At 61.5% G+C, this 24,118-nt stretch carries 23 protein-coding genes and 2 pseudogenes; 21 read left to right on the forward strand and 4 right to left on the reverse strand.

Going from position 1 to position 24,118, the window contains the following annotated elements; all coding sequences use genetic code 11:
- Positions 1 to 25: 25 nt before the first annotated feature.
- A complete protein-coding gene (locus U1708_RS17205) occupies positions 26 to 1,318 on the forward strand; it encodes a DUF8535 domain-containing protein (RefSeq protein ID WP_332747227.1) in 1,293 nt (430 codons plus the stop codon).
- A 4-nt stretch (positions 1,319 to 1,322) separates the two neighbouring features.
- Here U1708_RS17205 and U1708_RS17210 read toward each other — a convergent pair whose 3' ends face one another.
- Positions 1,323 to 1,592, reverse strand: coding sequence for a hypothetical protein (locus U1708_RS17210; protein WP_332747228.1), 270 nt, complete (start codon positions 1,590 to 1,592; stop codon positions 1,323 to 1,325).
- 235 nt (positions 1,593 to 1,827) lie between these two features.
- Here U1708_RS17210 and U1708_RS17215 point away from each other — a divergent pair, with 235 nt between their 5' ends.
- The 3 genes and pseudogenes from U1708_RS17215 (at position 1,828) to U1708_RS17225 (ending at position 7,176) form a co-directional block, all read left to right on the forward strand.
- Positions 1,828 to 2,070, forward strand: coding sequence for a hypothetical protein (locus U1708_RS17215; RefSeq protein WP_332747229.1), 243 nt, complete (start codon positions 1,828 to 1,830; stop codon positions 2,068 to 2,070).
- Positions 2,067 to 2,921: a DUF7146 domain-containing protein gene (locus tag U1708_RS17220; protein WP_332747230.1), complete on the forward strand. Its 855-nt coding sequence runs from the start codon at positions 2,067 to 2,069 to the stop codon at positions 2,919 to 2,921. Before U1708_RS17215 ends, U1708_RS17220 begins: the two co-directional genes overlap by 4 nt.
- A 36-nt stretch (positions 2,922 to 2,957) precedes the next feature.
- Positions 2,958 to 7,176: pseudogene (locus U1708_RS17225) on the forward strand (strawberry notch-like NTP hydrolase domain-containing protein).
- 346 nt (positions 7,177 to 7,522) lie between these two features.
- On the opposite strand, the gene U1708_RS17230 reads toward U1708_RS17225, so the two are convergent.
- Positions 7,523 to 8,020: a Ros/MucR family transcriptional regulator gene (locus U1708_RS17230; protein ID WP_332747232.1), complete on the reverse strand. Its 498-nt coding sequence runs from the start codon at positions 8,018 to 8,020 to the stop codon at positions 7,523 to 7,525.
- Between the two features lie 193 nt (positions 8,021 to 8,213).
- Between U1708_RS17230 and U1708_RS17235 the strand changes: the two genes are divergently transcribed.
- From U1708_RS17235 to U1708_RS17285, 11 genes are all read left to right on the forward strand, one after another.
- Positions 8,214 to 10,484, forward strand: a complete 2,271-nt coding sequence (locus tag U1708_RS17235) for a ParB/RepB/Spo0J family partition protein (RefSeq protein ID WP_332747234.1) — start codon at positions 8,214 to 8,216, stop codon at positions 10,482 to 10,484.
- A 97-nt stretch (positions 10,485 to 10,581) separates the two neighbouring features.
- Positions 10,582 to 11,496, forward strand: a complete 915-nt coding sequence (locus U1708_RS17240) for an ArdC family protein (protein WP_332747236.1) — start codon at positions 10,582 to 10,584, stop codon at positions 11,494 to 11,496.
- 24 nt (positions 11,497 to 11,520) lie between these two features.
- Positions 11,521 to 12,159, forward strand: coding sequence for a DUF6927 domain-containing protein (locus U1708_RS17245; protein WP_332747238.1), 639 nt, complete (start codon positions 11,521 to 11,523; stop codon positions 12,157 to 12,159).
- A gap of 193 nt (positions 12,160 to 12,352) precedes the next feature.
- On the forward strand, positions 12,353 to 12,886 hold the full coding sequence (locus U1708_RS17250) for a thermonuclease family protein (RefSeq protein WP_332747240.1): 534 nt from the start codon (positions 12,353 to 12,355) through the stop codon (positions 12,884 to 12,886).
- 50 nt (positions 12,887 to 12,936) lie between these two features.
- Positions 12,937 to 13,542 carry a DUF7007 domain-containing protein gene (locus U1708_RS17255; RefSeq protein ID WP_332747243.1) on the forward strand — a complete coding sequence of 202 codons (606 nt, stop codon included), beginning with the start codon at positions 12,937 to 12,939 and terminating at the stop codon, positions 13,540 to 13,542.
- 373 nt (positions 13,543 to 13,915) lie between these two features.
- Complete coding sequence (locus U1708_RS17260; protein WP_332747245.1) at positions 13,916 to 14,443, forward strand: hypothetical protein; 528 nt, start codon at positions 13,916 to 13,918, stop codon at positions 14,441 to 14,443.
- A gap of 12 nt (positions 14,444 to 14,455) precedes the next feature.
- Entirely contained in the window at positions 14,456 to 14,752 is a 297-nt protein-coding gene (locus U1708_RS17265; protein WP_332747247.1) for a hypothetical protein, read from the forward strand.
- Positions 14,753 to 14,771: 19 nt separating this feature from the next.
- A complete protein-coding gene (locus U1708_RS17270; RefSeq protein ID WP_332747249.1) occupies positions 14,772 to 15,083 on the forward strand; it encodes a hypothetical protein in 312 nt (103 codons plus the stop codon).
- Positions 15,084 to 15,155: 72 nt separating this feature from the next.
- Entirely contained in the window at positions 15,156 to 15,656 is a 501-nt protein-coding gene (locus U1708_RS17275) for a hypothetical protein (protein ID WP_332747251.1), read from the forward strand.
- 29 nt (positions 15,657 to 15,685) lie between these two features.
- A complete protein-coding gene (locus U1708_RS17280) occupies positions 15,686 to 17,089 on the forward strand; it encodes a hypothetical protein (protein ID WP_332747253.1) in 1,404 nt (467 codons plus the stop codon).
- 215 nt (positions 17,090 to 17,304) lie between these two features.
- Positions 17,305 to 18,597 (forward strand): hypothetical protein, encoded by a 1,293-nt coding sequence (locus U1708_RS17285; protein ID WP_332747255.1) that lies wholly within the window; start codon positions 17,305 to 17,307, stop codon positions 18,595 to 18,597.
- 760 nt (positions 18,598 to 19,357) lie between these two features.
- Here the strand turns inward: U1708_RS17285 and U1708_RS17290 are convergent.
- Positions 19,358 to 20,509, reverse strand: coding sequence for an IS110 family RNA-guided transposase (locus tag U1708_RS17290; protein ID WP_011950467.1), 1,152 nt, complete (start codon positions 20,507 to 20,509; stop codon positions 19,358 to 19,360).
- Positions 20,510 to 20,571: 62 nt separating this feature from the next.
- Between U1708_RS17290 and U1708_RS17295 the strand changes: the two are divergent.
- Together U1708_RS17295 and U1708_RS17300 are read left to right on the forward strand one after the other, a co-directional pair.
- Positions 20,572 to 20,667: pseudogene (locus U1708_RS17295) on the forward strand (DUF3768 domain-containing protein); the annotation flags it as partial.
- 840 nt (positions 20,668 to 21,507) lie between these two features.
- Positions 21,508 to 21,678, forward strand: coding sequence for a hypothetical protein (locus tag U1708_RS17300; protein ID WP_332747259.1), 171 nt, complete (start codon positions 21,508 to 21,510; stop codon positions 21,676 to 21,678).
- 113 nt (positions 21,679 to 21,791) lie between these two features.
- Here the strand turns inward: U1708_RS17300 and rpsU are convergent, their stop codons facing one another.
- Complete coding sequence (gene rpsU, locus U1708_RS17305) at positions 21,792 to 21,992, reverse strand: 30S ribosomal protein S21 (RefSeq protein ID WP_056483632.1); 201 nt, start codon at positions 21,990 to 21,992, stop codon at positions 21,792 to 21,794.
- A 204-nt stretch (positions 21,993 to 22,196) separates the two neighbouring features.
- On the opposite strand from rpsU, the gene U1708_RS17310 reads away from it, so the two are divergent.
- From U1708_RS17310 to U1708_RS17325, 4 genes are all read left to right on the forward strand, one after another.
- Positions 22,197 to 22,418 carry a hypothetical protein gene (locus tag U1708_RS17310; protein WP_332747267.1) on the forward strand — a complete coding sequence of 74 codons (222 nt, stop codon included), beginning with the start codon at positions 22,197 to 22,199 and terminating at the stop codon, positions 22,416 to 22,418.
- A 59-nt stretch (positions 22,419 to 22,477) separates the two neighbouring features.
- Positions 22,478 to 22,747, forward strand: a complete 270-nt coding sequence (locus U1708_RS17315; RefSeq protein ID WP_332747270.1) for a DUF1488 family protein — start codon at positions 22,478 to 22,480, stop codon at positions 22,745 to 22,747.
- 96 nt (positions 22,748 to 22,843) lie between these two features.
- Positions 22,844 to 23,689, forward strand: a complete 846-nt coding sequence (locus tag U1708_RS17320) for a D-alanyl-D-alanine carboxypeptidase family protein (RefSeq protein ID WP_332747273.1) — start codon at positions 22,844 to 22,846, stop codon at positions 23,687 to 23,689.
- A 140-nt stretch (positions 23,690 to 23,829) separates the two neighbouring features.
- The gene (locus tag U1708_RS17325; protein ID WP_332747275.1) at positions 23,830 to 24,060 is read left to right on the forward strand and encodes a hypothetical protein; all 231 of its coding nucleotides are present in this window, start codon (positions 23,830 to 23,832) and stop codon (positions 24,058 to 24,060) included.
- The last annotated feature ends 58 nt before the right edge of the window (positions 24,061 to 24,118 follow it).

The following is a 24,118-nucleotide window of genomic DNA, read 5'->3' on the forward strand; positions in this document are numbered from 1 at the left end:
CTAAGCGCCTGAAGGGCACTCGAGCATGTGGTTGATCCACCGCGAAACCGACGGAAAAAGCAGGGACAGGATCCCGCTGCCAGCACCCCTGCACGAGGCGCTAGTGCGCTGGTATGTCGGTGAGGGTTCCTTCCATGACGAACAAGCGGGGGTCACTCTCGTCCAAAATGCCAGGATAGGTCATCGTTGGATCGCCTGCGGGTGCCTTGGCCCGGATAGAGCCCCTCCTATCCTGACGCCGGCTTACCTTTCCGAAGCCGAGACCTACTATTTGCGCCGGTTGACGAGCACCAGACGTCCCGAGCACCGCCCCGACTGTCCATTCTTCCGCGATCAGGCGACCAACCGTATTTCAGAGGTCAGGTCGCACAACACTCCGACTGATCCGCCATCAGGCTTTTTCGAGGTTCTTCGACCGGCGCCTGAGAAGCTCGCACAGCGACCTGAGGACGACAGCCTGGATGATCGGACCCGCAATGCCTCAACCCCGCGGCTCGCGCGGCTCCTTTGGCGTCTGCTGGACAGCGCGGGTTGCAACACGATCGCCCCGTTGGGAATGGCCTACGAATGGTCGATTAGGGAAGAGTTCGCAGCGCTGGGTCGCGCGGCCGGCAAGATCGAGATCGCGCCGGGAGTCGAGCTGGCTCGCGCTTTTTGGACACACGCCCGACCGCTCGAGACGAACACAGTCTACGGCACCCTTCGCGCGTTGGCGACAAAATGGCCCAAGACGCACGCGCCGCAAGGCTTCCTGGCGCTTTACGCGAAATCGATCAAAGGCAACGAAATCCATGTGCCTGACGGCGACCCAGTCGCTATCGCGACCAGGGTTCAGTCGCCGTCGATCCGGGGCAACCACATCACTGGACCCTACATCGTTCTGATTGTGGCCGGAGAGTATCCAGAGGCACGCGGCTATGCGCCGCTGCGGGCTTACGCTCAACCGATCTACAACGGCCGGATGTTCGTACCGGTGGAATCTGACTTCGAGCGGCGGGCGCTGCGCGCGATCCTGCATACCCAACGCGAGTTGCACACACGCGGCGTCGACCTCGCTATTAACAAGCCACTGTTCGACACCATGACGCCGCACGGTCCGTGTCGACCTGACTTTATCCTGGAGGCAAGGTCGCGAGTGACGGGAGAGCTACGGACAGTGGTGGTCGAAGCCATGGGTTTCGATAAGAAGGATTATGAGGCTGCAAAGGCCATCACTCACCCACGTATGGCTGTCCTCGGTGACCTTGTGACACTTGATAGATCGGAAATGGACCAGGATCTGGCATCGACCAAACTCCTCCAGGTTCTCAATATTTAAGCACTCAGCTCCAAGTCATTGTAGCCGCGAAATAGCTAACGATTCCAAGTGTTACCGGGGTCGACAGAAGATAAAGCTTTTGCCAGCGCCACCATGCCTTTGGCAGGAATAGAACGGCGCCACGAACACTCCGCACATCTTCCCAGGCCTTATCCCGGTACATGCCATGGATCGTCACGGATACCGACATCGCCATAGCGATGGCGCAGCACATAGCTGCCGCCAGATAAATGGCGATCCAGTTGGCAATCTCGCCTTCAGAAAACTGGTTCATCGACACCTCGGATGAAAAGGGCGCGGTCGACAAACCAGCGCAGAATGATTCTAGTTCCCAAGCTCCATAGCGATGACGTTTTAGCAGCGGGTAAACGCCGCGACGTCGCGGTGATTCCCTAAATACGGAGTGGAGAGAGAGGGGTGGAAAGGCGGGGTCATGAAGAGATGGCTCCAGCAACCCTTGAACTTTGGGCGGACCGTTAACGGCTCGCCTTCAAACGAGGCATTTCGCCATGGAACGCTATCTCCTGTTTATCAGAGATGCAGGTAAAACCGACCACACCGATATACATCCGAGCGAAAGGGACGCCCGAAAAGCGCTCGCTGCTTATGTCCGCCAGCGCTTGGGTCAGAAGGACGCTATCGCATCGCTCGAAGACGACGAGGCGATCGAAGTCTACTTTGAGCGCGAGGCGGCTGATTACGTCATCGCCCGGATGCGCAAGCCCGTACCGAGCAATGGTATTCCATCATGACGCTGATCGCTCGCCGCCCATCCCAGCAGCTGGTCGACCTGGTAGGAGCACTTGGGGGCTCTTGGCATGGGAACACCGCAATGTGCCGATGCCCTGCGCATGCCGACGGTACACCAAGCCTTTCGATCAGGCAGGGTGACCGGGGCTTGCTGGTCACCTGCTTTGCGGGATGCGATGCCGGTGACATCCTGCGCGAACTGGACCGGATACCGCTTGGTCGCCGCTATGATCCCCCGGCTCCGGCGCAGGCGATGGGCACGGCCAATATTGACCGGCTATGGAATGAGGCGGTCAGTGTGACCAGGACCATGGCGGAACGCTATCTCGCCTTCCGGGGACTGTTGCCGGTGCCGAGCGACGTTCGCTTCCACCCGCGCTGCCCGCTCGGCCCCAAACCGGTGACGGTGTTCAAGCCGGCGTTGCTGGTTGGGGTGCGTGAAGCACAGCGCTTGGTCGCCTTCCAACGAATATTCCTGAAGGCTGACGGTGGCTATTCCGAGAAGGCAACGCTCGGCACGCTGGGGAGCGGTGCATGGCGTGGCGGTGGAGTTGGTGCGACCATTGGCCTCGCCGAAGGATTCGAGACAGCGCGTGCCTGGTCGCAGATCCGTGGATTGCCGTGCTGGGCAACGCTCGGCTCGCGCCGTCTCGATCTTGTGACGATCCCTGACAGCGTTACCAAGCTGATCCTTGCCGGTGACAACGATGTGCCCGGACGTCGCGCGGTAGCGCGGAGCATCGCCCGCTACGCCAACGCCAACCGGGTGATCCGGGTTGACTATCCGCAAGGCCACAAGGACTGGGCCGAGGCCCTCGAGGCGGCAGAGAGAGGAGGGGGAGGGAGGCGGTGAGCTGTCGGATTGGCAGCCAACCGAAGGAACCCTGCCATGTACGATCTGCTCGATCTCCCGCCCGTCAACGATCACAGCGCAGCGCAACGCATTGCCGGATTACTGGCAGCCGGCACTTCGATCGCCCGCCGAAACCTAAATGAGGCGATGATAGCTGCGTTCGGCGGATCTGATGCCGACGGTCACTGGACCCAGCGCGACAGCTTCGAAATGCTTGAGCACGGCATTGCTCTCCACCTCGCGTCGCGGCCCTACCAACTCAAGGCCTTGGCGGACGTGGCACAGGCATCAGCGATCATGGCGCTGCTGCCGACGCAGACGGTACGCAGCGAGGAGCAGATCAACCTCCAGCAATTCTCGACCCCGGTCGATATCGCAGCGATCGCGGTCCTCACGGCGGCGATTGGTCCGAACGACATTGTGCTCGAACCCAGCGCCGGCAACGGTCTCCTGATCGTCCAGGCTCCGGTGTGCGCAAGCCTGCAGCTGAACGAGATCGATGCCAAACGGCGCGAACGTCTTGCCGGTATATTCCCCGACGCGATCGTCACTGGGCATGACGGCGCGGCACTGGTCAGTCTGCATGCGCGCATGCCGCGGCCGACGGTGGTGGTGATGAATCCACCCTTCTCGCGCAGTGTTGGCCGCGGTGAAGACGACCTTGCCGCGCTGCGCCATCTGCAGGCCGCGATCCGCCGCGTCGCGAAAGGCGGCCGGGTCGTGGCGATCATGCCCGACTGGTTCACGCCCAGCGCGCGGCTGAAGGCGGCGTATGAGGCGGTGCTGACGGGTTGCACCGTCCGGACGTCGCTGCGGCTGGAGCATTGCTACCGCAAGCATGGCACCGACATCGCAGTGCGGCTCTACGTCATCGACAAGGTGGCGGGCGGGACGTCACACGTCGTGATCCAGCGCAGCTCGGTCGGGGACTTCCTCGACGCCATCACCGTCCCACCGCGCGCCGCCCTAGTGGGCGATACCACGATAGCGATGGCGCCGATCGCCAAGCCCAGCCTGTTCGGCGCAGCGCGTCAGGCCAAGGCGACGGTAGCTCGGACCTATCATGCGCCGGTCCGCAACAACGTCCTGCCGGTCGCCTATCAGACGCTTCCGACGCCCGCGCCCCTAGCCGAACAGGTCGGCTGCTACCTGCCCTACCGGCCGAGCCGGATCGTATTCGACACGGCCGGTGACCACCCGACCGCCCTGGTCGAGTCCGTGGCGATGGGCTCGATCCCGGCACCAATCCCAACCCATGTCGCACACCTACCCGAACGGACCGTCACCGAGCGGATGTTGTCGTCGTCACAGCTCGAAACGGTCGTCTATGCGGGGCACGCCTGGAACCAGATGCTCCCCGGCACCTTCAAGCCTGCCGACAAAGGCGTGGGCATTACTATCGACGAGGCGGGAAGCCGCTACCGCAAGGGGTTCTTTCTCGGCGACGGCACTGGTGCTGGCAAAGGCCGGCAGGTCGCGGCCTGCATCCTCGACAACTGGTTGCAGGGCAGACGCCGGCATATCTGGGTCTCGAAGAACGAGCCATTGCTCGAAGACGCGCGACGCGACTGGACCGCGCTTGGCGGCATGTCCGGCGACGTGCAGCCGGTGTCGAACTGGAAAATCGATCAGCCGATCAAACTGACCGAGGGCGTCTTGTTCGTCACCTATCCGACGCTCCGTTCCATGCGTTCCGACAATAGCCGCCTTCAGCAGATCCTCGATTGGGCCGGCACCGATTTTTGACGGCGTCATCGCGTTCGACGAAGCGCACGAGATGGGCGGCGTCGCGGGCGGCGAGGGTGCCATGGGCAAGAAGGAAGGCTCCCAGCAGGGCGTCTGCGGTGTCCTCCTCCAAAACAACCTGCCAGGTGCTCGCGTCCTCTACGCTTCGGCAACCGGCGCGTCCGACGTCAACAATCTCGCTTATGCCGTGCGGCTCGGCTTGTGGGGACCGGAGACGGCGTTTGCCGACTGCGAAGCGTTCATTGCCGAGATCCGAAAAGGTGGCATCGCAGCGATGGAGCTGGTCGCACGCGACCTCAAGGCGCTTGGCCTCTATACGTCGCGCGCACTCAGCTTCGCCGGCGTCGAGTACGATGTGCTGCGGCACGCGCTGACCCCGGCACAGATCGAGATCTACGACACCTATGCGAAAGCGTGGAGCGTCATTCACCAGAACATGGAAGAGGCGCTGGAACTGACCGGCGTCGTCGACGGCCTGGAAAAGGCTACTCTCAACAGCGGTGCAAAGGCGTCAGCTCGCTCACGACTGGAATCGACCAAGCAGCGCTTCTTTGGCCAGGTCCTGCTCTCGATGAAGCTGCCGACCGTCATTGCCGCGGTCGAACAGCATCTGAAGGCTGACCAGTCCGTGGTGCTGCAGCTGGTGACAACCGCAGAAGCGATCCTCGATCGCCGCCTTGCCCAGATGTCGGCTGAGGAGCGCGCGGACCCTGTCGTCGACCTCTCGCCCACCGAATACGTCGCAGACTACCTCACGCGTGCCTTCCCGACGCGACAGATGCAGACCTTCACGGACGACACCGGCACCGCCCGCTCGCTGCCGATGAGCGACGCCGACGGCAACCCGGTCCACAATCCCGATGCGATCGCCGCCCGTGACCAACTGCTCGAACACATTTGCGGACTGCCGCCTGTTAAATCGGCGCTCGATGCCCTGATCGAGCATTTTGGGACAGACATGGTCGCCGAGGTGACCGGCCGGTCACGGCGTCTGGTCCTGACATCGGACGGTCGCCAGAAGATCGAAACCCGCTCAGGCCGATCGTCACAAGTCGAGGCCGCGGCGTTCATGGCTGGCACCAAACGGGTCTTGGTCTTCTCTGACGCAGGCGGCACCGGGCGCTCCTACCATGCCAGCCTCGATGCCAAGAACCAGCAGCAGCGTGCGCACTTCCTGCTCGAACCGGGCTGGCGCGCCGATCGTGCGATCCAGGGCCTCGGGCGCACCCACCGCACCCATCAGGCGTCGACGCCACTATTCAGGCCGGTCACCACTGACTGCAAAGGCGAACTGCGCTTTACCTCAACGATCGCGCGACGGTTGGACAGTCTTGGTGCGCTAACTCGCGGGCAGCGTCAGACCGGCGGGCAGAACCTGTTCGACCCGGCCGATAATCTCGAAAGCGAATACGCCAAGGATGCGCTCCTGACCTGGTTCGCCCTGCTCGATGCAGGCAAGCTCACCAGCACGACGATGGATGACTTCTGTTCCCGCACCGGGCTCGAGCTCCATGACAGTGACGGCGTCCTGAAGGAGGACCTGCCGCCTATCCAGCGTTGGCTGAACCGCCTGCTGGCGCTGCCGATCGGCATCCAGAACCTGATCTTCGACGAATTTCTGTCGCTGGGGGAGACTCGCATCGCCGCTGCCCGCGAGGCTGGCACTCTTGATGTCGGCGTTGAGACGATCACAGCCGATACTGCGACCGTCATCGACGACACGCTTCTGCGGACCGATCCGCAGTCGGGTGCGACGTCGCATCTTTTGACGATCGAGATTGCCCGCCGTCGAAATCCGATCTCGCTCGAACGGATCCTCGACCTCGCAAAATGGCAGGACGACGTTGCGTTCGTAGTCAACGCCCGGTCTGGGCGCGTCGCTCTGCGCACACGTGCGCGGTCGTGGATGGACGACGACGGTCAGCCGATCGCGCGCATCGAGCTGCAGAGGCCCTGCCGTCGCGAGTATCTGCGCGAGGCAGACCTACTGGAGAGCGCGTGGGACGTCGTCGATGAAGCCTCTTTCACTGCCAAGTGGACCGAAGAGGTCACCGAAGCGGCCGACCAGATCGATACCGAGACGATCCGGCTGGCGACTGGCCTGTTGCTCCCGATCTGGTCGGCGCTGCCGTCTGATCACCTCGCGGTGAACCGGATCGCGGACGCTCATGGCAATTCTTGGCTCGGCCGCCTCGTTTTCGACAAGCACGTCGTCCAACTCTATACCAAGCTTGGGATCGCCAAGACCGATGATCTGCCGGTGGATGCGATTGCGAGCTCGGTCCTGTCCGGGCGGAGCGTCGATGTCGTGCGACCGTTCCCAATGACCATCAAACGGGCGATCGTGAACGGCAATCAGCGGGTCGAGATCGTAGACGCACCCGTCTCGCAGCTGCCCTGGCTGAAATCGCTTGGATGCTTTTCCGAAATCATCGCTTACCGGACCCGGGTCTTCGTGCCAGCGAGCGAGGCCGAGACCGTGCTGGGCCGGATCCTGAAAGCGGCCTGACGACAGCTATCAGGCTATCGCGCCAGTCCTGCCGCATGCGCTGGAGGCACCCAGTTATGTGGCTGAAATCCTTGAACGATCCGCCTTGGCACCCATATCCGCTTCACTGTTCAACAACTAGAAGGAGGTGGTCGAATGTCTCATTGTTATACGCCGCTAACGGCAAGCCGGATGAGTGCGACCCCCGCTGGCGGGGCTGTCCAGCTTCAAGGATTAAGCCATTAATGGCTGACAATGGAAAGGCCGTCCCGAAAGGGGCGGCCTTTTGTTTTACGCCTAGGCACTGGGCCCAAAGAGCTAGGACATTGGGGCGTGGCATCGACCACGCACCAATGCTCAAGACTGCCTATTCGGCATCTGCCGTTGCTGCGGCCTTCGCGTTGCGACGCGGCTTGGCGGGAGCAGACTCTTCAGCCTTCTGCACGGTCTGACCGGGCTTACGGCCGAGGCCGATCTTCTTGGCCATGGCACGACGGCTCTCGCTATAGGCCTCTGCAACCATCGGATAGTCGGCCTTGAGATTATACCGTTCGCGGTACTCCGCAGGCGTCATGCCATTGGTCGCGAGATGACGACGCAACGTCTTGTACGGCTTGCCGTCGACCATGCTGATGATGTGGTCCTTGCTGGCAAGCGACTTTCGTGCCGTCACGGCAGGCGTGTACTCCTGGGCTGGCGCTTCCGGAGCATCTACGCTCTGCTCACCACCGAGCTTTGTGACGGCCGCGTGCATCGACTGCAGAAATGCAGGAACATCGTCGGCCGTTGTCCGGGTATTTGGATTAGCCAGCCAGGCAATGGTCAACTCGGTTGCGAGTTCGATCGAGTTGGTATCGTCAGTCATCATATTTTCCACACATAGAAAGAAAGCCCTTGGGGATCGTCGCTAGATAGTAAGATAGACATTTCAGACAATACTTAATCGATCAATATCATTGGGCCGTACCTAGGCATCCAAAACGAAAAGGAGAGGGAAGGGGGAAGGGGAATGGTGTCCGAAAGTATCGGATACTCAAGAAAACGAAGGGTGATTTCCCATGATCCAGTCCGTCAAACTCTCGAAGCTTCGCCTCTCCGCCAGCAACGTTCGCACTGCTCCCGATGAGACGCTGCAGATCGAGCCGTTCGCAGCCGATCTCGAAGCGCGCGGCGTCCTGCAGAACCTGCTCGTTACGCCTGTCTCGCGGCCACGCGGCATGTTCGAGGTGTTCGATGGCGGTCGGCGCTGGCGTGCGCTGAACCTGCTCGTAGAGCGCGGCGTGATTGATCCGGACAAGTACGATGTACCGGTGCGGATCATGAAGGGCGACGATGCCGAACTGACCGAAACATCGCTCGCGGTCAGTTTCCAGCACATGAAGCTCAGTCCCGCCGAGGAATGCCGCGCCTTCCAGCATTTCCTCAACGGCAGCACGGACATCGATGGTGTCGCCAAGCGGTTCGGCGTGACGCGCCGCTTCATCGAGGGTCGTCTGCGCCTGGCTGACCTGGCCGAGCCGATCTTTGCCAAGCTGGCTAGCGGTGATCTCACCCTCGACATGGCCAAGGCCTACGCCTCGACCGGCAGCCATGAAGCACAGCTTCGCGTTTGGTCGACCTATGGTTCGATGACACACTACAACGCCGACGCCATCCGCCGGGTAATTGCGACCGATATGATGCGCGCCAACGATCCGGTTGCGCTGCTGGTCGGGGTCGAAGCCTATGAGGCCGCAGGCGGCGTCGTCGACCGCGACCTGTTCAGCAACGCCGGCGAACGCTGGTTGCAGCCTGACCTTGCTCGCACGCTGGCGGCAGCAATGATGGAAGCCGAAGCCGCACGGATCGGTGAGGAGCGTGGGCTCGCGTGGATCCGGCCGATCGCGGGTCACAGCACCTGGGACGCCGCGCGCGACCTGCACAGGATCAGTCTGCCGGAGCAGCCGATGACGACGGCCGAGGCCGAACGCGCCGAGCAGATCGAGAAGCGCATGGCCGATTTACACGACGAGATGCAGAACGACGAGCTGTCGGACGAGGCCTTCACGGCGCTGGAAACCGAGAACGATCGTCTCGCCGAGGAACTCGAAGCGCTCGATCGCCGCCCGTCGTTCCTTCCGCCCGAACTCGCCCCTCGCGTGGGTGCCTTTCTGACGTTGTCGCAGTCGGGCACGATGGTCCTGGACGAGACCTATTACAGCGAGACGCCGATCCGGGTGACGGTGGTTGAACCGGAGCCGGTCGACAGGGACGTTGAAGGCGGGCAAGCCAATGACGAAAGCGATGATGGCGATGCCGCCTCTGATCGCGCCACGCAGGTGCCAACGTTCCGCATCGAGGAGGGCGCAACTACGCCGACCACGGGGAATACCGACAAGGTCGTCGACCCGGACAACGCGGCGCCGGGTGGCAAGGCACTCAGCCAGGTTCTCAGCGACCAATTGGCCATGCAACGGCGCGACGTTCTCGGTGCTGCGTTGATCGCCAGTCCGGGGCTGGCACTGGACTACATGCTGTTCGCAATGGTCGACGGGCGCCGGGCCTCCTCCAACGACGGTACGACGATCCGGGCCGACCGGCCGCAAGATCCCATCCTGTCGAACAACATGCCGGCATCACGCGCCCGCGACCATCTGACCGAAGTGCATGACGGACTCGATGCATCGTGGATGGAGTCCAGTAACCAAGTCTTGCGGTTCGAGGCGTTCCGGGCGCTCGGCGACGAGGTGAAGTCGGCGTGGCTGGCCTACATCGTCGCGACCTCGCTGGAGGCCAAGATCGCCTACGGCTCAAACCGGCAGAACCCGCTCCATGGCCGTCTCGCGAACATTCTCGATATCGACGTTGCCAGCTGGTGGCGGCCGACCTCGGAAAACTTCTTCGACCGTGTGTCCAAGGGCTCGCTGATCTCGCTGCTCCACGAGGTTGGCGGACCTGCCCTGTCGAGCCGCCATGCGACCGAGAAGAAGCCGGAAGTCTCGGCATCGTGCCAGAAGCTGTTCGGTGGTGACGCGATCGTCGAGCCCGAAATCAAGGAAGCTGCACTAAAGTGGCTACCGACTGCGATGTGCTTCACCAACCCGGTGACCGAGGCCGAGGCCGCGAAAACTGACGAGCAGCAGGGCAATCTTGCCGACCTGATCGACGGGGATGACGACCAGACCGATCCCGATGCCGACGACGGCCTAACCGGCGGAGACGATCTGGCTACGTTGATCGGTGACGGTCCGGACGATGGCAGCGACCAGCAGGACGGCGACGTCGGCGCGGGCCAGCTGGAACATCACAACGACGACGCCGTGACGGAAGAGATCGTCGCGGCCGAATAGCCCACTCGGCCATCACGTCCTGAGCACCCTCACTGCCGGCCCGCGCTACCTCGCGGTGCCGGCAGTGTCGTTTCACCTGGCCGAAGAGGACAGCGCTATGACCGCTGCAACCCGCGATATCGCGGCCGCCATCACTGCCACCATCATTGCTAAGCTCGAGGCGGGCGCCACGCCCTGGCAGCGCCCGTGGTCGATCATCGGCGAGAGCGGCAGGCCGCTTCGCCACGAAGGCGTCGCTTATAACGGCATCAACGCGCTGTGGTTGTGGGCTACCGCCAACACCTATGGCTATCAAAGCCGGTACTGGATGACCGCTCGCCAGGCGCGTGCGCTTGGCGGGGAAGTACGCCGCGACGCACGTCCATCCTTCTCCGTCTACGCTTCGACGTTCCGCAAGGCTGGCGTCCCCAGCTTGCTCGGCATGTCGGCCGACCGGATGATCCGGTTCCTACGGTCCTACGTCGTCTACAACGCCGACGAGATCACCGGGCTGCCGGACTATTACTACCCCGTTCAAGTGCCCCCGACCCCGCGGCTTCTGTCGGACCGACAGGACCGGATCGATGCGTTCTTCGCGGCTGTGCCGTCAAAGGTCCGACATGGCGGCGACCGGGCCTTTTTTGACCCAACCTTCGACTACATCCAGATGCCGCGGCCCGGCAGCTTCCGATCGGCCGACGCCTATGCCTCGATTTTAGCGCACGAAAGCTGTCACTGGACTGGGCATCACTCCAGGCTCGATCGCACCTTCGGCAAGCGCTTTGGTGACAAGGCTTACGGCGTCGAAGAGCTCGTCGCGGAACTCGGCTCTGCAATGGTCTGTGGCGATCTCGGCCTCGCAACCGAAATCCACGACAGCCACGCCTCCTATCTCGCCAGCTGGCTCGGACTGCTCCGTGCCGACAAGACCGCGATTTTCCTCGCCGCGACCAAGGCCGAACAAGCCTTTTCGTACCTGCGCGCTTTCTCAACCGAAGCGGTCGACACCGCCGCGACGCGGTTCGCCGCATGACCCACCAAAATCGGAGGATACGACATGGGTTGGCTCTCAATGACCAGCGCAGGCATGGGCGGACATGCCACGCCCAAGGCCTATCTCGACGCGCAGTTCACCTACAGTCGCACGTACGATGGTGGCGGCACGCACGGCATGCGCGTCATCGACAGCGCATTCGTAGGAAACCGCGTCTGGTACGCAGCGACTGAGATCATCGCTGACGGCGATGTGCAATATGTGATTGCGCTGGTGTGCCTTGTCCGCTGGAATCCCAAGGCCAAGGACGGATATTCATTCGCGTACAAGGACATGGAGGAATCGATGGGACCCTGCGAGGCCGGATGCCCTGCCCGGATCCTGCGTCTCTTGTCGCCGACCGCTAAGGAAAGCGCGCTCGACTGGCGGCGTCGCTGCCTCGCTCGGTTGCGCCTCCACGCCCGCAAGGTGGAGGACGGCATGCGGATCAGGTTTCCACGCGCGATCAAGTTTAGCGATGGGCATAGCGGCACCGAGTTTATCGTCGTGAAGCGGGGTGAAAAGATCACGTTCCGCAGCAGCGAGGGACACGGACACTATCGAATATCGCATTTCCGCGACTTGTCCTGGTCTGTCGTGCCGGAGACCAGGATCCACCGCACGGTCTTCGCACCGTCGCTCCCCTCTGCAAAAGCAGCATGATGGAATTGCCCATGTCTGATGACACCCCTCTCTCGCCGTTGCGCCGCATATTGTGCAGTCGGTCTAATGCCGTTCGCGTCGCAGCCTGGATGCGGCAGGACGGGTTGGAGCCTGCAGTGATTGCCACTGACGAACCGTTGCAGCCGTGGCGGATCGTTGACGCGTTTTTGCTCTCGATCGAGGACTCGCGTGCATGCGCATGATCCTTGGCCTCGCCCTCCTTGTTGCGGCCTGCGGGCAAACCGCACTCAAGGCCGATGATCAGTCTGCAATTCGCGCCGACGGCCGGGCCATCGATGGGGATACAGTCTCCTTCGACGTTCGCCTTTTCGGTGCGGACGCCTTCGAGAAACGGCAATTATGCCGCAACTCGGATGGCTGCTGGCCGTGCGGAAAGGCCGCGCAGGATTATGCCTCGAAGCTCCTGAAGTCCGGGACCAGCACCATCCGGTTGACCGGCAAGCAGAGTTACGGGCGGCCGATCGGAACGGTGGAAATCGCCGGCCAGGATCTCGGAGAAAGCATGATCGCAGCCGGCCTTGCCGTCCCTGCGACCAGTTATCTCAAAAACGATCCAGAGCGGGCAGAGCGCTATGTCGCTGCTTATGAACGCGCCGAGGCCAACCATGCCGGCGTCCATGCCGGCTATTTCACCGATCCGAACAAATGGCGCCGCGGCGAGCGCCTCTCCTGCGAAAGCAGCCCCCGGGGCAGAGGGACCCGCTAGAAAATGGGAGAAGAGGGGGGAGAGAACGGGCATCGATCTAGGAGAAGACCATGCCCGATTTCGCCTCCACGCCCGCGCCCGTGCACACGCTTTGGGATACGCCGGATATGGCAACCCAGCGCCTGCCAGGGGTCTGGTGGGTCACGACGCCCTCCCACGGAGGATTTGTCCTGTCGGATGAGCGTCAGGCGGCAATGCCGGAGGCCCTTCGCCTCGACAGCATCTACTACGAGCAGGACGTAAACTGGTCGCTGGTCGTCATCGGCTTCGAGGCCGAGTTCGCCAAGGTGAAGGACCAGAATTTTGACATCGAGCGTGACCTGGCCCATCAGACTGCGCGCCACTGGCACCCCTCCCGGTACGGTGCGTTCACCGGCGAGGTCATCACGCCGAGCGACAGTTACGTCCTTAAAAAGGTTGAAGTCCTAAAAGCGGCGATCGGCGAAATCGGCGTGCGGTCCGCATCGGGAGATTGGGCGGATTGGGTGCCAAAGGGCAAAGTCGGCGTCACAGGGCAGCGCATCGCGGGATGCGATCATCTCGGCTTTGCCAGATATGAGGGACCGGACTTCACCGGCCTGTGCGATGCCGTGCGCTACGACAGTACCCGCCCGGTCAACACGTTTGCCGCTCTCGGTGTCGAGCTGCTGCCATGACGCTAGCGATGGTTGCGTGACGCAACCACGCCAAGCTCGATCATGCCCTCCGGATACTGCGCCGGAGGTGTGCTTGGCCGCCTGACGGCCGGAAAGATGTTTCCGAAAACCGGCAATATCTTTCTGCCCAGCCATGCCAAGCGCCCAGCTTCGAGGGGCAGACGACACGAGCGCGACCCCGGCGATGCGGAGGAGAGAGGGGGGTGAGGGGCGCGCGCCAGAAAAGGCGTGCGGACCTCATTTGGAGCATGCGTCGATGATTTACGATGTGCCTTTCCGCCACCAACAAGCGCTGGACCCAAGCGCCCTCACTTCCGTCACCGCCACGCTACATGCGATCGGCAAGGCCCTGGACGATTGTCGCAACGCCGGAGTGAGCCCCGACAGCGACCCTGCCGTGGCGTTGCTGACGCGCCACATGGCGACGGTATCGAGCAATCACGCAGACGCTGAGGTCCTCCGTGCCGCCTGCCATCGCCGGCTGGAGGAGCTGCAGCGCTTCCCGACCTTGTTGGCGCTGGCGATCAGAGGCGTCGAATATGACGTTGCTGCCAAGAACCGGTTCCACGAAGATGGCCGCGCGGCGATGCTGCAGCTGGCAACAGCACTTGGCCTTGCTCCGGAAACCTACACGGTGTGCAATTTCGAGGGCACCCCCGACCAGTCGGGTAACGTCATGCTCGCCGCGATCAACGTGGCGGTCATGGTGCAGATTGGGGGTCGGCACGAAGGGCGCGAAGTGTCCTATCGCGCCGTGTCGGAGGGCCACCAGCAGCCAAATCGGTTCACCTCGATCCGGGACCTCCTGAAGCCTGATCGGTTCGCAGACCGGCTGTGCCGTGAGCTTGGCTTGAAGCGTGTCGCCACGCCGGCCGACCTTCCCATCCCGCTCGCCGCCTGAAGGGCCACCACGATGGAAATCTTGCACGCGCTTGCCGTTGCCCGGGCCGACGCCGCCAATCTTGCCCGCTTTATCGAGCACCGCGAACGCTTCCTCGACGCCCTCGATTGGCTGATGATGAGCGACGAGCACGCATACCAGTCGTCGATGCTCGATGATCTGCTCGAGGGGGATATGGCCGATGCCATTCTCTACATCGACTGGCTGGTCGACCGGTTGGCGGATGACGCCGGACCACTCCCCGGTGTGCTCCGCTTTACGCCGCGTCCGCACCCGTGGCAGCTTGACTGGATCACGCTCGCTTCCTGACCGACTGGGGGATCAATTGATGAGCCGTCATACTTTCACCGGCAACGCCGGCACCACTGTCGCAATCGGTTGGGATCGACCGCTTGCAACGTTTTTCGTCCATGTCCTGCGTCCTCACCCGACTATGAAAGGCGAGGATGACATGGTCGAATGGCAGGGCACTGAACCCGACGAGTTACGGACCGCGTCTTCGGCGATCGAGATCGCAGCGCGTTATGCCAGCCTGCCGGATGACCTCGGGGCCATGCTTGAGACCGATCGTCTGAAGACGCTGGGATCGACCGACGGACCAGCGCAACGTGCGGTGCGCCCATTCCTTTATCGGTCCTGAGCACCCGCTCCGCGACGGGGGAGGGAGGGGGATGGGAGACTTTTGATCCAGGTGGATCGAAGGAGAACCTCCATGTCCCACATCATCGATATTGGCGGCGCGCCTGCCAATGAGGAATGCGCCCAACTCGGGCAAACCGTCGACTTCGAGACGGCCAATACGCACGAGGTGATGGCCTACAAACTGGCGATGATCGCGCGCCACGGCATGCCACCGGCAGGATGCAAGCTGATCGTCCACACCAACCGGCATGACTTCGGTATCTATCGGACGCTCGCCCTGAAGGTTAAGGACGAAGACGGAGAGGCAGTCGGGGCCTATGCCGAGGCCGTAGAGGAGGGGCTCGGCTCCTGGATTGAGGCGGGCTTCACGGCGCCCGTAACCTACACCGGCAAAGTCGCGAAAATCGAGCGCTCGGACCATACCGAGCTGGTAATCGGTGCCCTCCTGACGACACGGCCAAACGCTGACGGGACGTTCCCGATCGCTGACTTCGCGATCCTTCACGGCCATCTAGCCGCGGCCTTCCCACAACAGGCTGACACGGCGCACCAGCGTTTCACCGCCGCGTAATCCCGCCTATCCTCTGAAGGATTGAGCCAATGCTGATGCTGCAGTCGCAGCCCGCCGAGATCATCTCGGCGGGCGCGTTTCCCGCTGTCCGGTCTCCGCATGCTGGTGGGGCCGTGGACCACTTCGATTCCACCGACATGCGCTGCTGGCTGACGCGTGGCCGGTCGGTCGAGCAGGCGACCGAGCTCGCCCGAATCTGGCGATCCTACCCGGACCTCCCGCCGACGGCGCCACTGGTTGACCGAATGGCGCGAGGGCGCGAACGGATCGCCGCTATGAAGCCCGTGAACGACGCGATCGCCGCGAAGACGGAAGCCGATCGGCAGAACCGCAACTTCGCCCTCATGGCATCGCGTGCTCAGGACGGGACGATCACTGATAGCGAGATTGCTATCCTGCGTGGCCGGGATCTCCACGGCTACGATTGGGATCTCGCGGTTGCCTATGCGAGCGGCTGGACCGCGGCCGAGGCCGGTTGGGAGCATCGCTTCTGCGCCGATGGCACGCGCCGGCAAGAGGCCAAGCGGGAGGCCTACGACCGGGGCTTCGCCGATGGTGGCGGCGATCAGGGCGACCTCTTCGACGCCGCACGGCGCAGCAATCTCGCCGCCATGCGCAAGGACAATCTACGCCAAACTGAGGCACTGCCTCAGGTCGCTCGACCGGCTCCGAGCAGCTGGCCGAAGCCGAACGACCATGCCCGCCCAACGCGTTGGGCGCGCCGTTTACTCATTGTCGCCGATGCCACGATCGAGGAAGTGACGCCGGGATTGATGCGGGTATCTGGTCTGCGACTGATCGACGAGGTCCGTGGCAGACACGGGACCGAGGCCATGACTATCGTCACGATCGATCGCCATGCTGGCTTCGTCGTGAACGACCGCCCGACCGAGATGAAGGCTCCTATTTCCGCAATTCGCGCAGACGAGATCATTGCGGATCCTCGCAATGGTGATGCGCTGCGTGCCATCCTCCGCGGACGCGAGATCGATGACATCCTGATCGCGGTACAGGGTGACTACCTTCGCATCGTCGACGCCTTCGCCAGCGCTTTGCCCTTGTGCGCGAACATGGAGCGATCGCGCAATTCGCTCTTGCAACAGCGCTCCCATCTGCGCTGCTGGCTCGACCGGGGCTACGACGGCACGGACAATCTCGGCGCTGGCCATATCCGCTGGGGCAAGGCCATCAAAGGCCTGACTGGTAAGCTCGGCGAGTTTACTGCTCGCCATGTCGGCCCGGCGCCCCGGCGTGGCCACCTAATCCGCATCGAGGCCGAAGACGGTGTGCCTGCCGTGGGCTACGCGACCTCCACCGGTGATCGTCTTGCTCCCGAGATCATCGTCTTCAACAAGACGAATATCCGCCGCGAGATGGCCGCAGCCCTACGTGCCTTTGGCGGCGCCACCCGCCTGATGGATGCCTGCGGCTGAGAGGGCGGCACCCTGGTAACGGCGGGTAAGTGCGGTGCGTGCTAGCCTTTTCAGAGCCGGGTCTAATTCGCGAAGGTCAGAGCGCTTAGGGCGAAATCTTGACCAGTCATCAGCCGGTCATGGAGGGGCGACGTTCCCTGCTAAACAGCTAAAACGGCACAGGAGAGGAGAAGGGTTGGGGGGAGACCGGAATAGACCGGACAGGATCCTTCCCCATGCGCATCCGCTACATCGCTACTCTTGCCGAGACGATCCGAACCGACCCGGTAACGCTTGCTCGCGAGTATCTCTCTGCTCGTGACGCAACCGATCACGAGTTTCAGACTGAAGAGGCACGGTCTGCCTATGTCGACTTCCTGTCGGCGCTGGGTCGGTTTCAGCACCAGTCCGCGTTCGCACGGGCGTTGACGCACCTCGACGTCGGCCCCGAGGCCTTGGACAATACGCGGCAGCACAACGGTATGCGCTCGATCGCGTGGTCGTTTGGGGAGGGGGCAACGTTCCCCGGCTTCACCGATGATACGACCTGGAACGGCTTCCTCAACGTCCGTGTACCGGTATCGGCATGGCCTTACGTGCTGACCGAGTTGATTGCCGGCGCCGATGGGGATGCCGACACGATCGAGGCATATCGACGGATTGGCACCGCCGATGGTCTGGTATGTCTGTCCAACGGTTTCGCCACCCAAGAGGCAATGCCGACATGGCCAGAGTTCTTTCCTGACTATCCAGTCGATACGATGGTGCCGATCCCGTCTGAATGGTCGGAGATGAGCTGGCGTCACGAAACGGCGCCGAGCTTTGGACCGTGCGTTGGTCCGATGGGCGAGGCCGCACAGATCTGGGTCGACTACGAACTACCGGCGATGCGCGAATTTGCCGAGGCCGCGAGGTTCACCTTCAGCCGGCGTGACGCGATCGGTGAACTGACAGTCATCTACGAAGGCGATGACTATGCCGAAGCCCTTGGCCATATCGCGATTGAGACGCTTGCCTGCGCGTTTGCTCACCTCCTCGCAGAGCAGCTAGATCCCGCCGAATGGCGCGAGATGCGAGTGGAAAATCGGACGATCGAGGCCGGCGTCTGCGCTTCGCATGATTTCCTCGACGCTAACATGGTCATGCTAGCGGCGTGGCAAGCTACGCGCTCGCCGGCGATCGTCGCCAATGGCGATGCTGATGCCCTTGGCACTGACCTACACCACGTCAACGCGGCCTGGTCGGTCGCAACCCGCTATTATCTGACGGCCTCCAGGGAGGGGAGCAGGTTCGACGATTGGCGTGTCACGGGCCGCGATGTGCAGAGCTTGACCGCTGCGGGGCACGATCTGGCAACGATCCCACCTTCGGATAGCGCGGGCCGGGTCTACTTGGTCGGCTTTGTCCAGGCACATGGGACCCGCTGGATCGTCAACGTCAGCAACACCAGCCAGAGCTTCGACCACCTCATCGATGCAGAGGCTCACCTCTGGTCCGTCTTTGCGTCAGACGAAAGTCGCCACGCCTGAGCGACATCGACCTTTCTCCGTGGCCGATCGGGTGGGCCCAAGGCTCAAGGAGGGAGGGGAGGTGACAGGCAGATGCGGGGAATGGCCCCGCCGAGCCTGAGGACACCGCCATGCTCCCTGCCACGATCGCCACCAGCGCCGCGCCCGAAGCCACTGGCAAGGATGGCCGGCTGCTCAACGGATCGCTGGCGAGCGCCGAAGCGCTTCTGGCGTCCATCGCCCGTCTCAATGACCGTTGTCGCCAAGGCCTCGACCGTACCGCTCGGATCATGGTGACGAGGACCTGCCTTGGCACCTTCGCTTCCGGTAACGGCGCCATGGAGATCGTCGTTCAAGCAAGACTTTACGCCGCCATCCGCCACTATGTGTTCGCCGATGCGGATGCGGCCGAACGGGACCGGGGCAACTTCGAGATCGAGGGGACAACGGTCTACTTCAAGATCGACTTGTATGAGGAAACGGTTGTCAAGAACACATTCTGTGTATCCTTTCCCGTGAGGCTTCCGGCTCCATTGCCGCCGTATTCAGATCCCATCGATTGGCTTCGATCGTTCCGAGGTCAGCTGATGCACAATCCGTGCATAGACTTGTATCCGGTCGAGGCCGAAGCCGCGTACCATAATCCGTATTCACATCCTCGGATCGAGCAAAGGCGGATGCGGACCAAACTACTACTGGGCGTTTCTAGGCGCCATCAATCTTCCCGGTCACGCATCGCACCAACCCGCGTCGCCTTATTGAGCCTGTTGCAACATAGGCATCAGACGGCGCGGAGCTCGGCGCCCTGCGGGACCAGTCCGGTTTCCACGAAGCGCCAAAGCGCGATTAGCAATTTTCGGGCGAGCGCCACAATCCCGACCTTGGCCGCGCGCCCGCCGTTTCCCTTGAAGCGGTTGCGATACCAAACCGCCAACTCGCTGCTTGGCTGATATCGTAGCCAACACCACGCAAGCTCCACCATCAGAACGCGCGTTCCGTGGTTGCCAGCCTTGCTAATGCCCTGATCGCGTGAGACGTCTCCACTCGCGTAGGGCGCGGGGGCCAGCCCAAGAAAAGCAGCGACGTGTCGTCGGCTTTCAAACTTGCGGCAAAACACCTCGGCAACAAGCATCACTGCGCTGTTGGCACCGATGCCCTTGAGTTGCTCGAGACGGATCGCTTTTTCGCGGCACGGAAACGTCGAGGCTTCGTCCAGAACCACATCGGCGCGGTCGCGTTCAATGCTTTTGATCTGTTCATTGAGCAGCTCGAGGCGACCGAAGCACCGCTCAATCTGGCGACGAAGGTTTGGCGGCAGCAGCCGTCCATCGCCGGTACGCATATCGTCGAGTTGCTTTGACCAGTCACCGCCGCTGATCGCTTTGACCGACTGGATGCCTTGTAAGGCCAGTAGTCCCCTAATTCGCGAAATAATCCGGGTGCGCTCGTGCACAAGATCGCCACGCTCGCGCATGACTCGGCGCGCATCTTCCTCATCCGGCGTTGGCACATCCACGACACGACACACGCTTTTGTCACCTGCGAGATAGGCTTTGAGGATACCGATCATGGCTTCGGCGTCGATGCGGTCAGTCTTCACGCGCTTGCCGCGGCGCGATACAAGGAAGCTGGCAGGATCAAGAACGTAAGTATCGATGCCATTTGCCCGCAACAGTCGTGCCAGCCAGAAGCCATCATAGCCGATCTCGAAGCATAGGCGAATGGCGGCGGGCTTACCAATACGCTCGCCCGTCTTGCTTTCGAGATTGCGAAGGTGACCGAGTAGGGCTGCGCTGTCGCCCGCGGGAATCGTACGCAGCGAGATCTTAGCCGCACCTGGCGTAAGCGATGCCACAAGCCAAGTGCGTTTGCTGAGTTCGACGCTGACAATGACAGAGGTCTGAACGCAATAATCCGATGACTGGTTCTCCATGAGACGTTCTCCGCGAAAGTTGACGGTTCAACGGAATAGCCGAAACCGATCTGCATAGGATCTATTATGACGCTGCGTTCGAGTACGGCTCGGAAGATCCCGCCGATGCCAGCATCACCCGGCGTGTGCTCACGATCATGGTCCGAGAGGACCTCTGACATGGTCACGGCAACAGTGAAGCATCGCCGCCTGGATCTAATGTCATTGCTGACGCCTGGACCGGTCGACGAGAACTGGGAAGCCGAGAAAGCAGGCTGGCGCTGCTTCGTCATGGGCAATGATAACCCCAGCGGACGGCGTGGCAGTCGTCTGCGCGCTGCGTGGCAACGTGGTTACGACGCTGCCTCCCGAAGTCGGGATCCAGTAGGGTTGATGCTTTGAGACGGAGGAACGGATTGGCCGAGATGTAAAGGATTAAAGACCGTCCACTTCACTGCGGAATCTTGCCACGTGACGCCCTCCGCCCGATCCTTGCTGGACGGGGTCGCTCGTAATTGACCTGGTTCGCGAAATTTCGATGCGATGAAGGCGAAGAATATTACGATCAGGACCGGCACACCAAACGCCGTGGTTTAGAATAATATCTCCGTCGATCAGGTTATGTAAGTCGTCAACAGATACTAAGCGCCCGGGATAGAATCGGGCGAAAGACCCTTTATATTCAGGCCGTAGGGAACATACTTAACCGCGATCGCTTTCTTCTCTAAGAATATAGGAGAGAGAAAATGCGGATTCTGACATCGATAGCAGCTGCAGCCCTGATTATTCCGGGTGTAGCGATGGCACAGACGACCGGCAGCACCACCGGTGGCACGACAAGCGGCGGTATGAGTGGTTCAGCCACTGGCACAATGAACGGGGGAGCGTCGACTGGTTCTATTGACCAGACTAATCCGACAACGAGTACATCAGGATCGACCGCAACGACACGCACGCAGCATGGCACGAAGGCCCGTGGCAAGACGCGCAGCACAACGTCAGGTACGACGGGTGGCACGATGTCCGGTACGACCGGCAGCACGACTGGTGCGGACACGATGGGCGGTACGACCGACGGCACCGCTGGTTCAATGAGTGGCACGAACCCTGGCGGCACAATGGGCGGCACGACCGGTGGTACGATGGGCTCTACGACAGGGGGAACGCCCGGTACCACTCCGCCGCGCTGATCTTACCCATTTGCTTGAATGAAAGGCCGGGCGAGCAATCGCCCGGCTTTTTCGTATTCGTTTGAGCAAATAGCACGCATCCACACGGTGATGGTCTAAACAAACCCTGAGGCTTACTGATCCTTCTCGGCACGCTTGCGATCGGCCTTGCGCGCTCGGCTGACGGCCGCTGCGTGTTCGCGGGCACGCTTCTCCGACGGTTTCTCAAAATGGCGGCGTAGCTTCATCTCTCGATAGACGCCTTCGCGTTGCAGCTTCTTTTTCAGAACGCGAAGAGCCTGGTCGACGTTGTTATCGCGGACGATGACCTGCATGAAACCTGACTTTCGAGATTGCGTCGATGATTTAGACAGGCATGCCTATAAGCCTGGCAGGCATGTGCCAAGTCCATGATTAACTTGTCGGCTTCAAACGCAGTTTTCTAACGCGACTGTGTTTACTTTTGGCCCATGCTGGAACGGTTTCTACGCTGCAGCCCCTGGGCATTGACACTGATCCACTAGGCCGGAGAAGGCACCATGACCAATTCCGACATACCTACCTTTCGTGTTCAACTGCTACCGGCGCCGATGGTGATCGACGCGGATGGCCTCCCAATTCCGAATTCCCATGTGGTCGAGATCGTATTTCCAGGGGACACGATTGATACGACGTTGGGGAAGGTGAACACGATCGTCGGGCCGGGAACGGCCAAAATCATCGTTGAGGACGCGACGTACCGCGGGATCAGCCTTTGTTGAGTTTGCACGCCGTGTAGCCTTCGGGCAGGGGAGCCTGCCAACCAAGGAAGCAGTGATACATGGCGAACCGTCTCACGATTGATCAGGACAGCCTGGTCGACAAAGACCGCGAAAAGCAGGTCGAGTTTACCGCCGACATCGATAGCGACGACCGCGACTTTGCTGTGAAATACGCCGTGTTGCGTGAAGTGAGCGGCGACGAACCAGACAATGACGCCCTGGAACTGTTCGAGCGGTTCAGCGACGAGATTCTCGATATCTGCGCCGATCTTGCCGAGCTTCGGCCAACGGCCAATGTGATAACAGTGACAGAAAGTGACCTCGAGTAGCAATCGCTCCGGGGCGCCCTTCGAAGCGTGCCGCTTAAGGCAGCAGTCAGGTCAGAGTTGGCATCTTCAAGGCTCATTGAGGATACCAACTTCGGCATGTTTTTCAATTCTCTACGGCGTTTGCAGATCGGTCTTATCGTTGCCAACTTGGCATTCGGCCTGCCTGTGCAGGCTGCATATGCCCGATCACGCGTCTCTGAGATTGTGGTCGATGCCTCAACGGGTACCGTTCTGTTTTCACAGGCGCCCGACGCAGCGAGACGACCCGCGTCGTTGACCAAGCTGATGACGCTCTATCTCGCATTCGAAGCGCTGGCCGACGGCCGCTTACGACCAGGTGACTCTTTGCCGATTTCCCGCCGGGCAGCGCGCCAGCCGGCGACGCATTTAGGCATAGCCGCAGGTGGAAGGATCACAGTCGGCAAAGCGCTGGATGCTATCGCAGCGATCTCTTCGAACGACCTGGCCGTTGCCGTGGCCGAACGCATTGCTGGTAGTGAGCCAAAATTTGCCAGACTGATGACGGCAAAGGCACGCCAGCTTGGGATGCGGAACACGCGGTTTGCAAACGCCTCTGGGCTGACCAGCGCCAGGAACGTGACGACGGCGAGCGACATGGCGAGGCTTTCACGCGCCATCGTCAGGCGATTTCCGCGGCAATATGCCCGGTTCAGCAGACGTACGATTCAGTGGCGATCGCGCCGCATCGGCAATCACAACCATCTGCTCGGTCGGGTCGCGGGCGTCGACGGCATCAAGACCGGGTACACGTCCGACGCCGGCTACAATCTCGCAGCGTCGGCGATGCGTAGAGGTCGGCGTATTGTTGTCGTTGTGCTGGGCGAAACCAGCGTTTCGGCACGTGATGCGCGCGTTGCCAACCTGATCGAGTTGGGCTTCACCGGATCGAGATCGAGGCCGCATCGGATACGACGGCGGTAACTTTACGAACTGCCTTGGCGTGACTCAGAGCCACGAGGATTGTTCGGATCGATAAGAAATATTATGTTAAATCAGACACTTATCGGTATTTTCGACGACGTGGTTAGCCTAAATTTCGGGCCGGGGGCAACCGACTTTGCATGCTGGACATTCTCGTGTGCCGCACTCTCGAGGACGCCCCGGTGCAATTCAAGATCGCGCTGCTGAAGCAGCAGCATGCCGAAATCCTGTCAGCCGTTGCCGAGCTCACCAAACTGTTTGCGGGCTCTTTCGAGGACGCTGTACCGCAGCTCGGAACTGCACGTACAACGCTAGAGCGGTTTCTCACCGTGCTGAATCATAAGGGGATTCCCGTCGCTGCGGTTTTCTGATTCAGGTGCGTGCCGGTGCAGGAGGCTGGCATGGATGGCGCGAGCATTGTCAGTGGAT

It is taken from the genome of Sphingomonas arabinosi (assembly GCF_036663715.1).
In the GTDB taxonomy this organism is placed as follows: Bacteria; Pseudomonadota; Alphaproteobacteria; order Sphingomonadales; family Sphingomonadaceae; genus Sphingomonas.

Excerpts from the sequence above, each read along its gene's own strand:
- U1708_RS17205 (WP_332747227.1), top strand. The coding sequence starts at position 26 with ATGTGGTTGATCCACCGCGAAACCGACGGAAAAAGCAGGGACAGGATC.
- U1708_RS17210 (WP_332747228.1), bottom strand. The coding sequence starts at position 1,592 with ATGAACCAGTTTTCTGAAGGCGAGATTGCCAACTGGATCGCCATTTAT.
- U1708_RS17215 (WP_332747229.1), top strand. The coding sequence starts at position 1,828 with ATGGAACGCTATCTCCTGTTTATCAGAGATGCAGGTAAAACCGACCAC.
- U1708_RS17220 (WP_332747230.1), top strand. The coding sequence starts at position 2,067 with ATGACGCTGATCGCTCGCCGCCCATCCCAGCAGCTGGTCGACCTGGTA.
- U1708_RS17230 (WP_332747232.1), bottom strand. The coding sequence starts at position 8,020 with ATGACTGACGATACCAACTCGATCGAACTCGCAACCGAGTTGACCATT.
- U1708_RS17235 (WP_332747234.1), top strand. The coding sequence starts at position 8,214 with ATGATCCAGTCCGTCAAACTCTCGAAGCTTCGCCTCTCCGCCAGCAAC.
- U1708_RS17240 (WP_332747236.1), top strand. The coding sequence starts at position 10,582 with ATGACCGCTGCAACCCGCGATATCGCGGCCGCCATCACTGCCACCATC.
- U1708_RS17245 (WP_332747238.1), top strand. The coding sequence starts at position 11,521 with ATGGGTTGGCTCTCAATGACCAGCGCAGGCATGGGCGGACATGCCACG.
- U1708_RS17250 (WP_332747240.1), top strand. The coding sequence starts at position 12,353 with ATGCGCATGATCCTTGGCCTCGCCCTCCTTGTTGCGGCCTGCGGGCAA.
- U1708_RS17255 (WP_332747243.1), top strand. The coding sequence starts at position 12,937 with ATGCCCGATTTCGCCTCCACGCCCGCGCCCGTGCACACGCTTTGGGAT.
- U1708_RS17265 (WP_332747247.1), top strand. The coding sequence starts at position 14,456 with ATGGAAATCTTGCACGCGCTTGCCGTTGCCCGGGCCGACGCCGCCAAT.
- U1708_RS17270 (WP_332747249.1), top strand. The coding sequence starts at position 14,772 with ATGAGCCGTCATACTTTCACCGGCAACGCCGGCACCACTGTCGCAATC.
- U1708_RS17275 (WP_332747251.1), top strand. The coding sequence starts at position 15,156 with ATGTCCCACATCATCGATATTGGCGGCGCGCCTGCCAATGAGGAATGC.
- U1708_RS17280 (WP_332747253.1), top strand. The coding sequence starts at position 15,686 with ATGCTGATGCTGCAGTCGCAGCCCGCCGAGATCATCTCGGCGGGCGCG.
- U1708_RS17285 (WP_332747255.1), top strand. The coding sequence starts at position 17,305 with ATGCGCATCCGCTACATCGCTACTCTTGCCGAGACGATCCGAACCGAC.
- U1708_RS17290 (WP_011950467.1), bottom strand. The coding sequence starts at position 20,509 with ATGGAGAACCAGTCATCGGATTATTGCGTTCAGACCTCTGTCATTGTC.
- U1708_RS17300 (WP_332747259.1), top strand. The coding sequence starts at position 21,508 with ATGTCCGGTACGACCGGCAGCACGACTGGTGCGGACACGATGGGCGGT.
- rpsU (WP_056483632.1), bottom strand. The coding sequence starts at position 21,992 with ATGCAGGTCATCGTCCGCGATAACAACGTCGACCAGGCTCTTCGCGTT.
- U1708_RS17310 (WP_332747267.1), top strand. The coding sequence starts at position 22,197 with ATGACCAATTCCGACATACCTACCTTTCGTGTTCAACTGCTACCGGCG.
- U1708_RS17315 (WP_332747270.1), top strand. The coding sequence starts at position 22,478 with ATGGCGAACCGTCTCACGATTGATCAGGACAGCCTGGTCGACAAAGAC.
- U1708_RS17320 (WP_332747273.1), top strand. The coding sequence starts at position 22,844 with ATGTTTTTCAATTCTCTACGGCGTTTGCAGATCGGTCTTATCGTTGCC.
- U1708_RS17325 (WP_332747275.1), top strand. The coding sequence starts at position 23,830 with ATGCTGGACATTCTCGTGTGCCGCACTCTCGAGGACGCCCCGGTGCAA.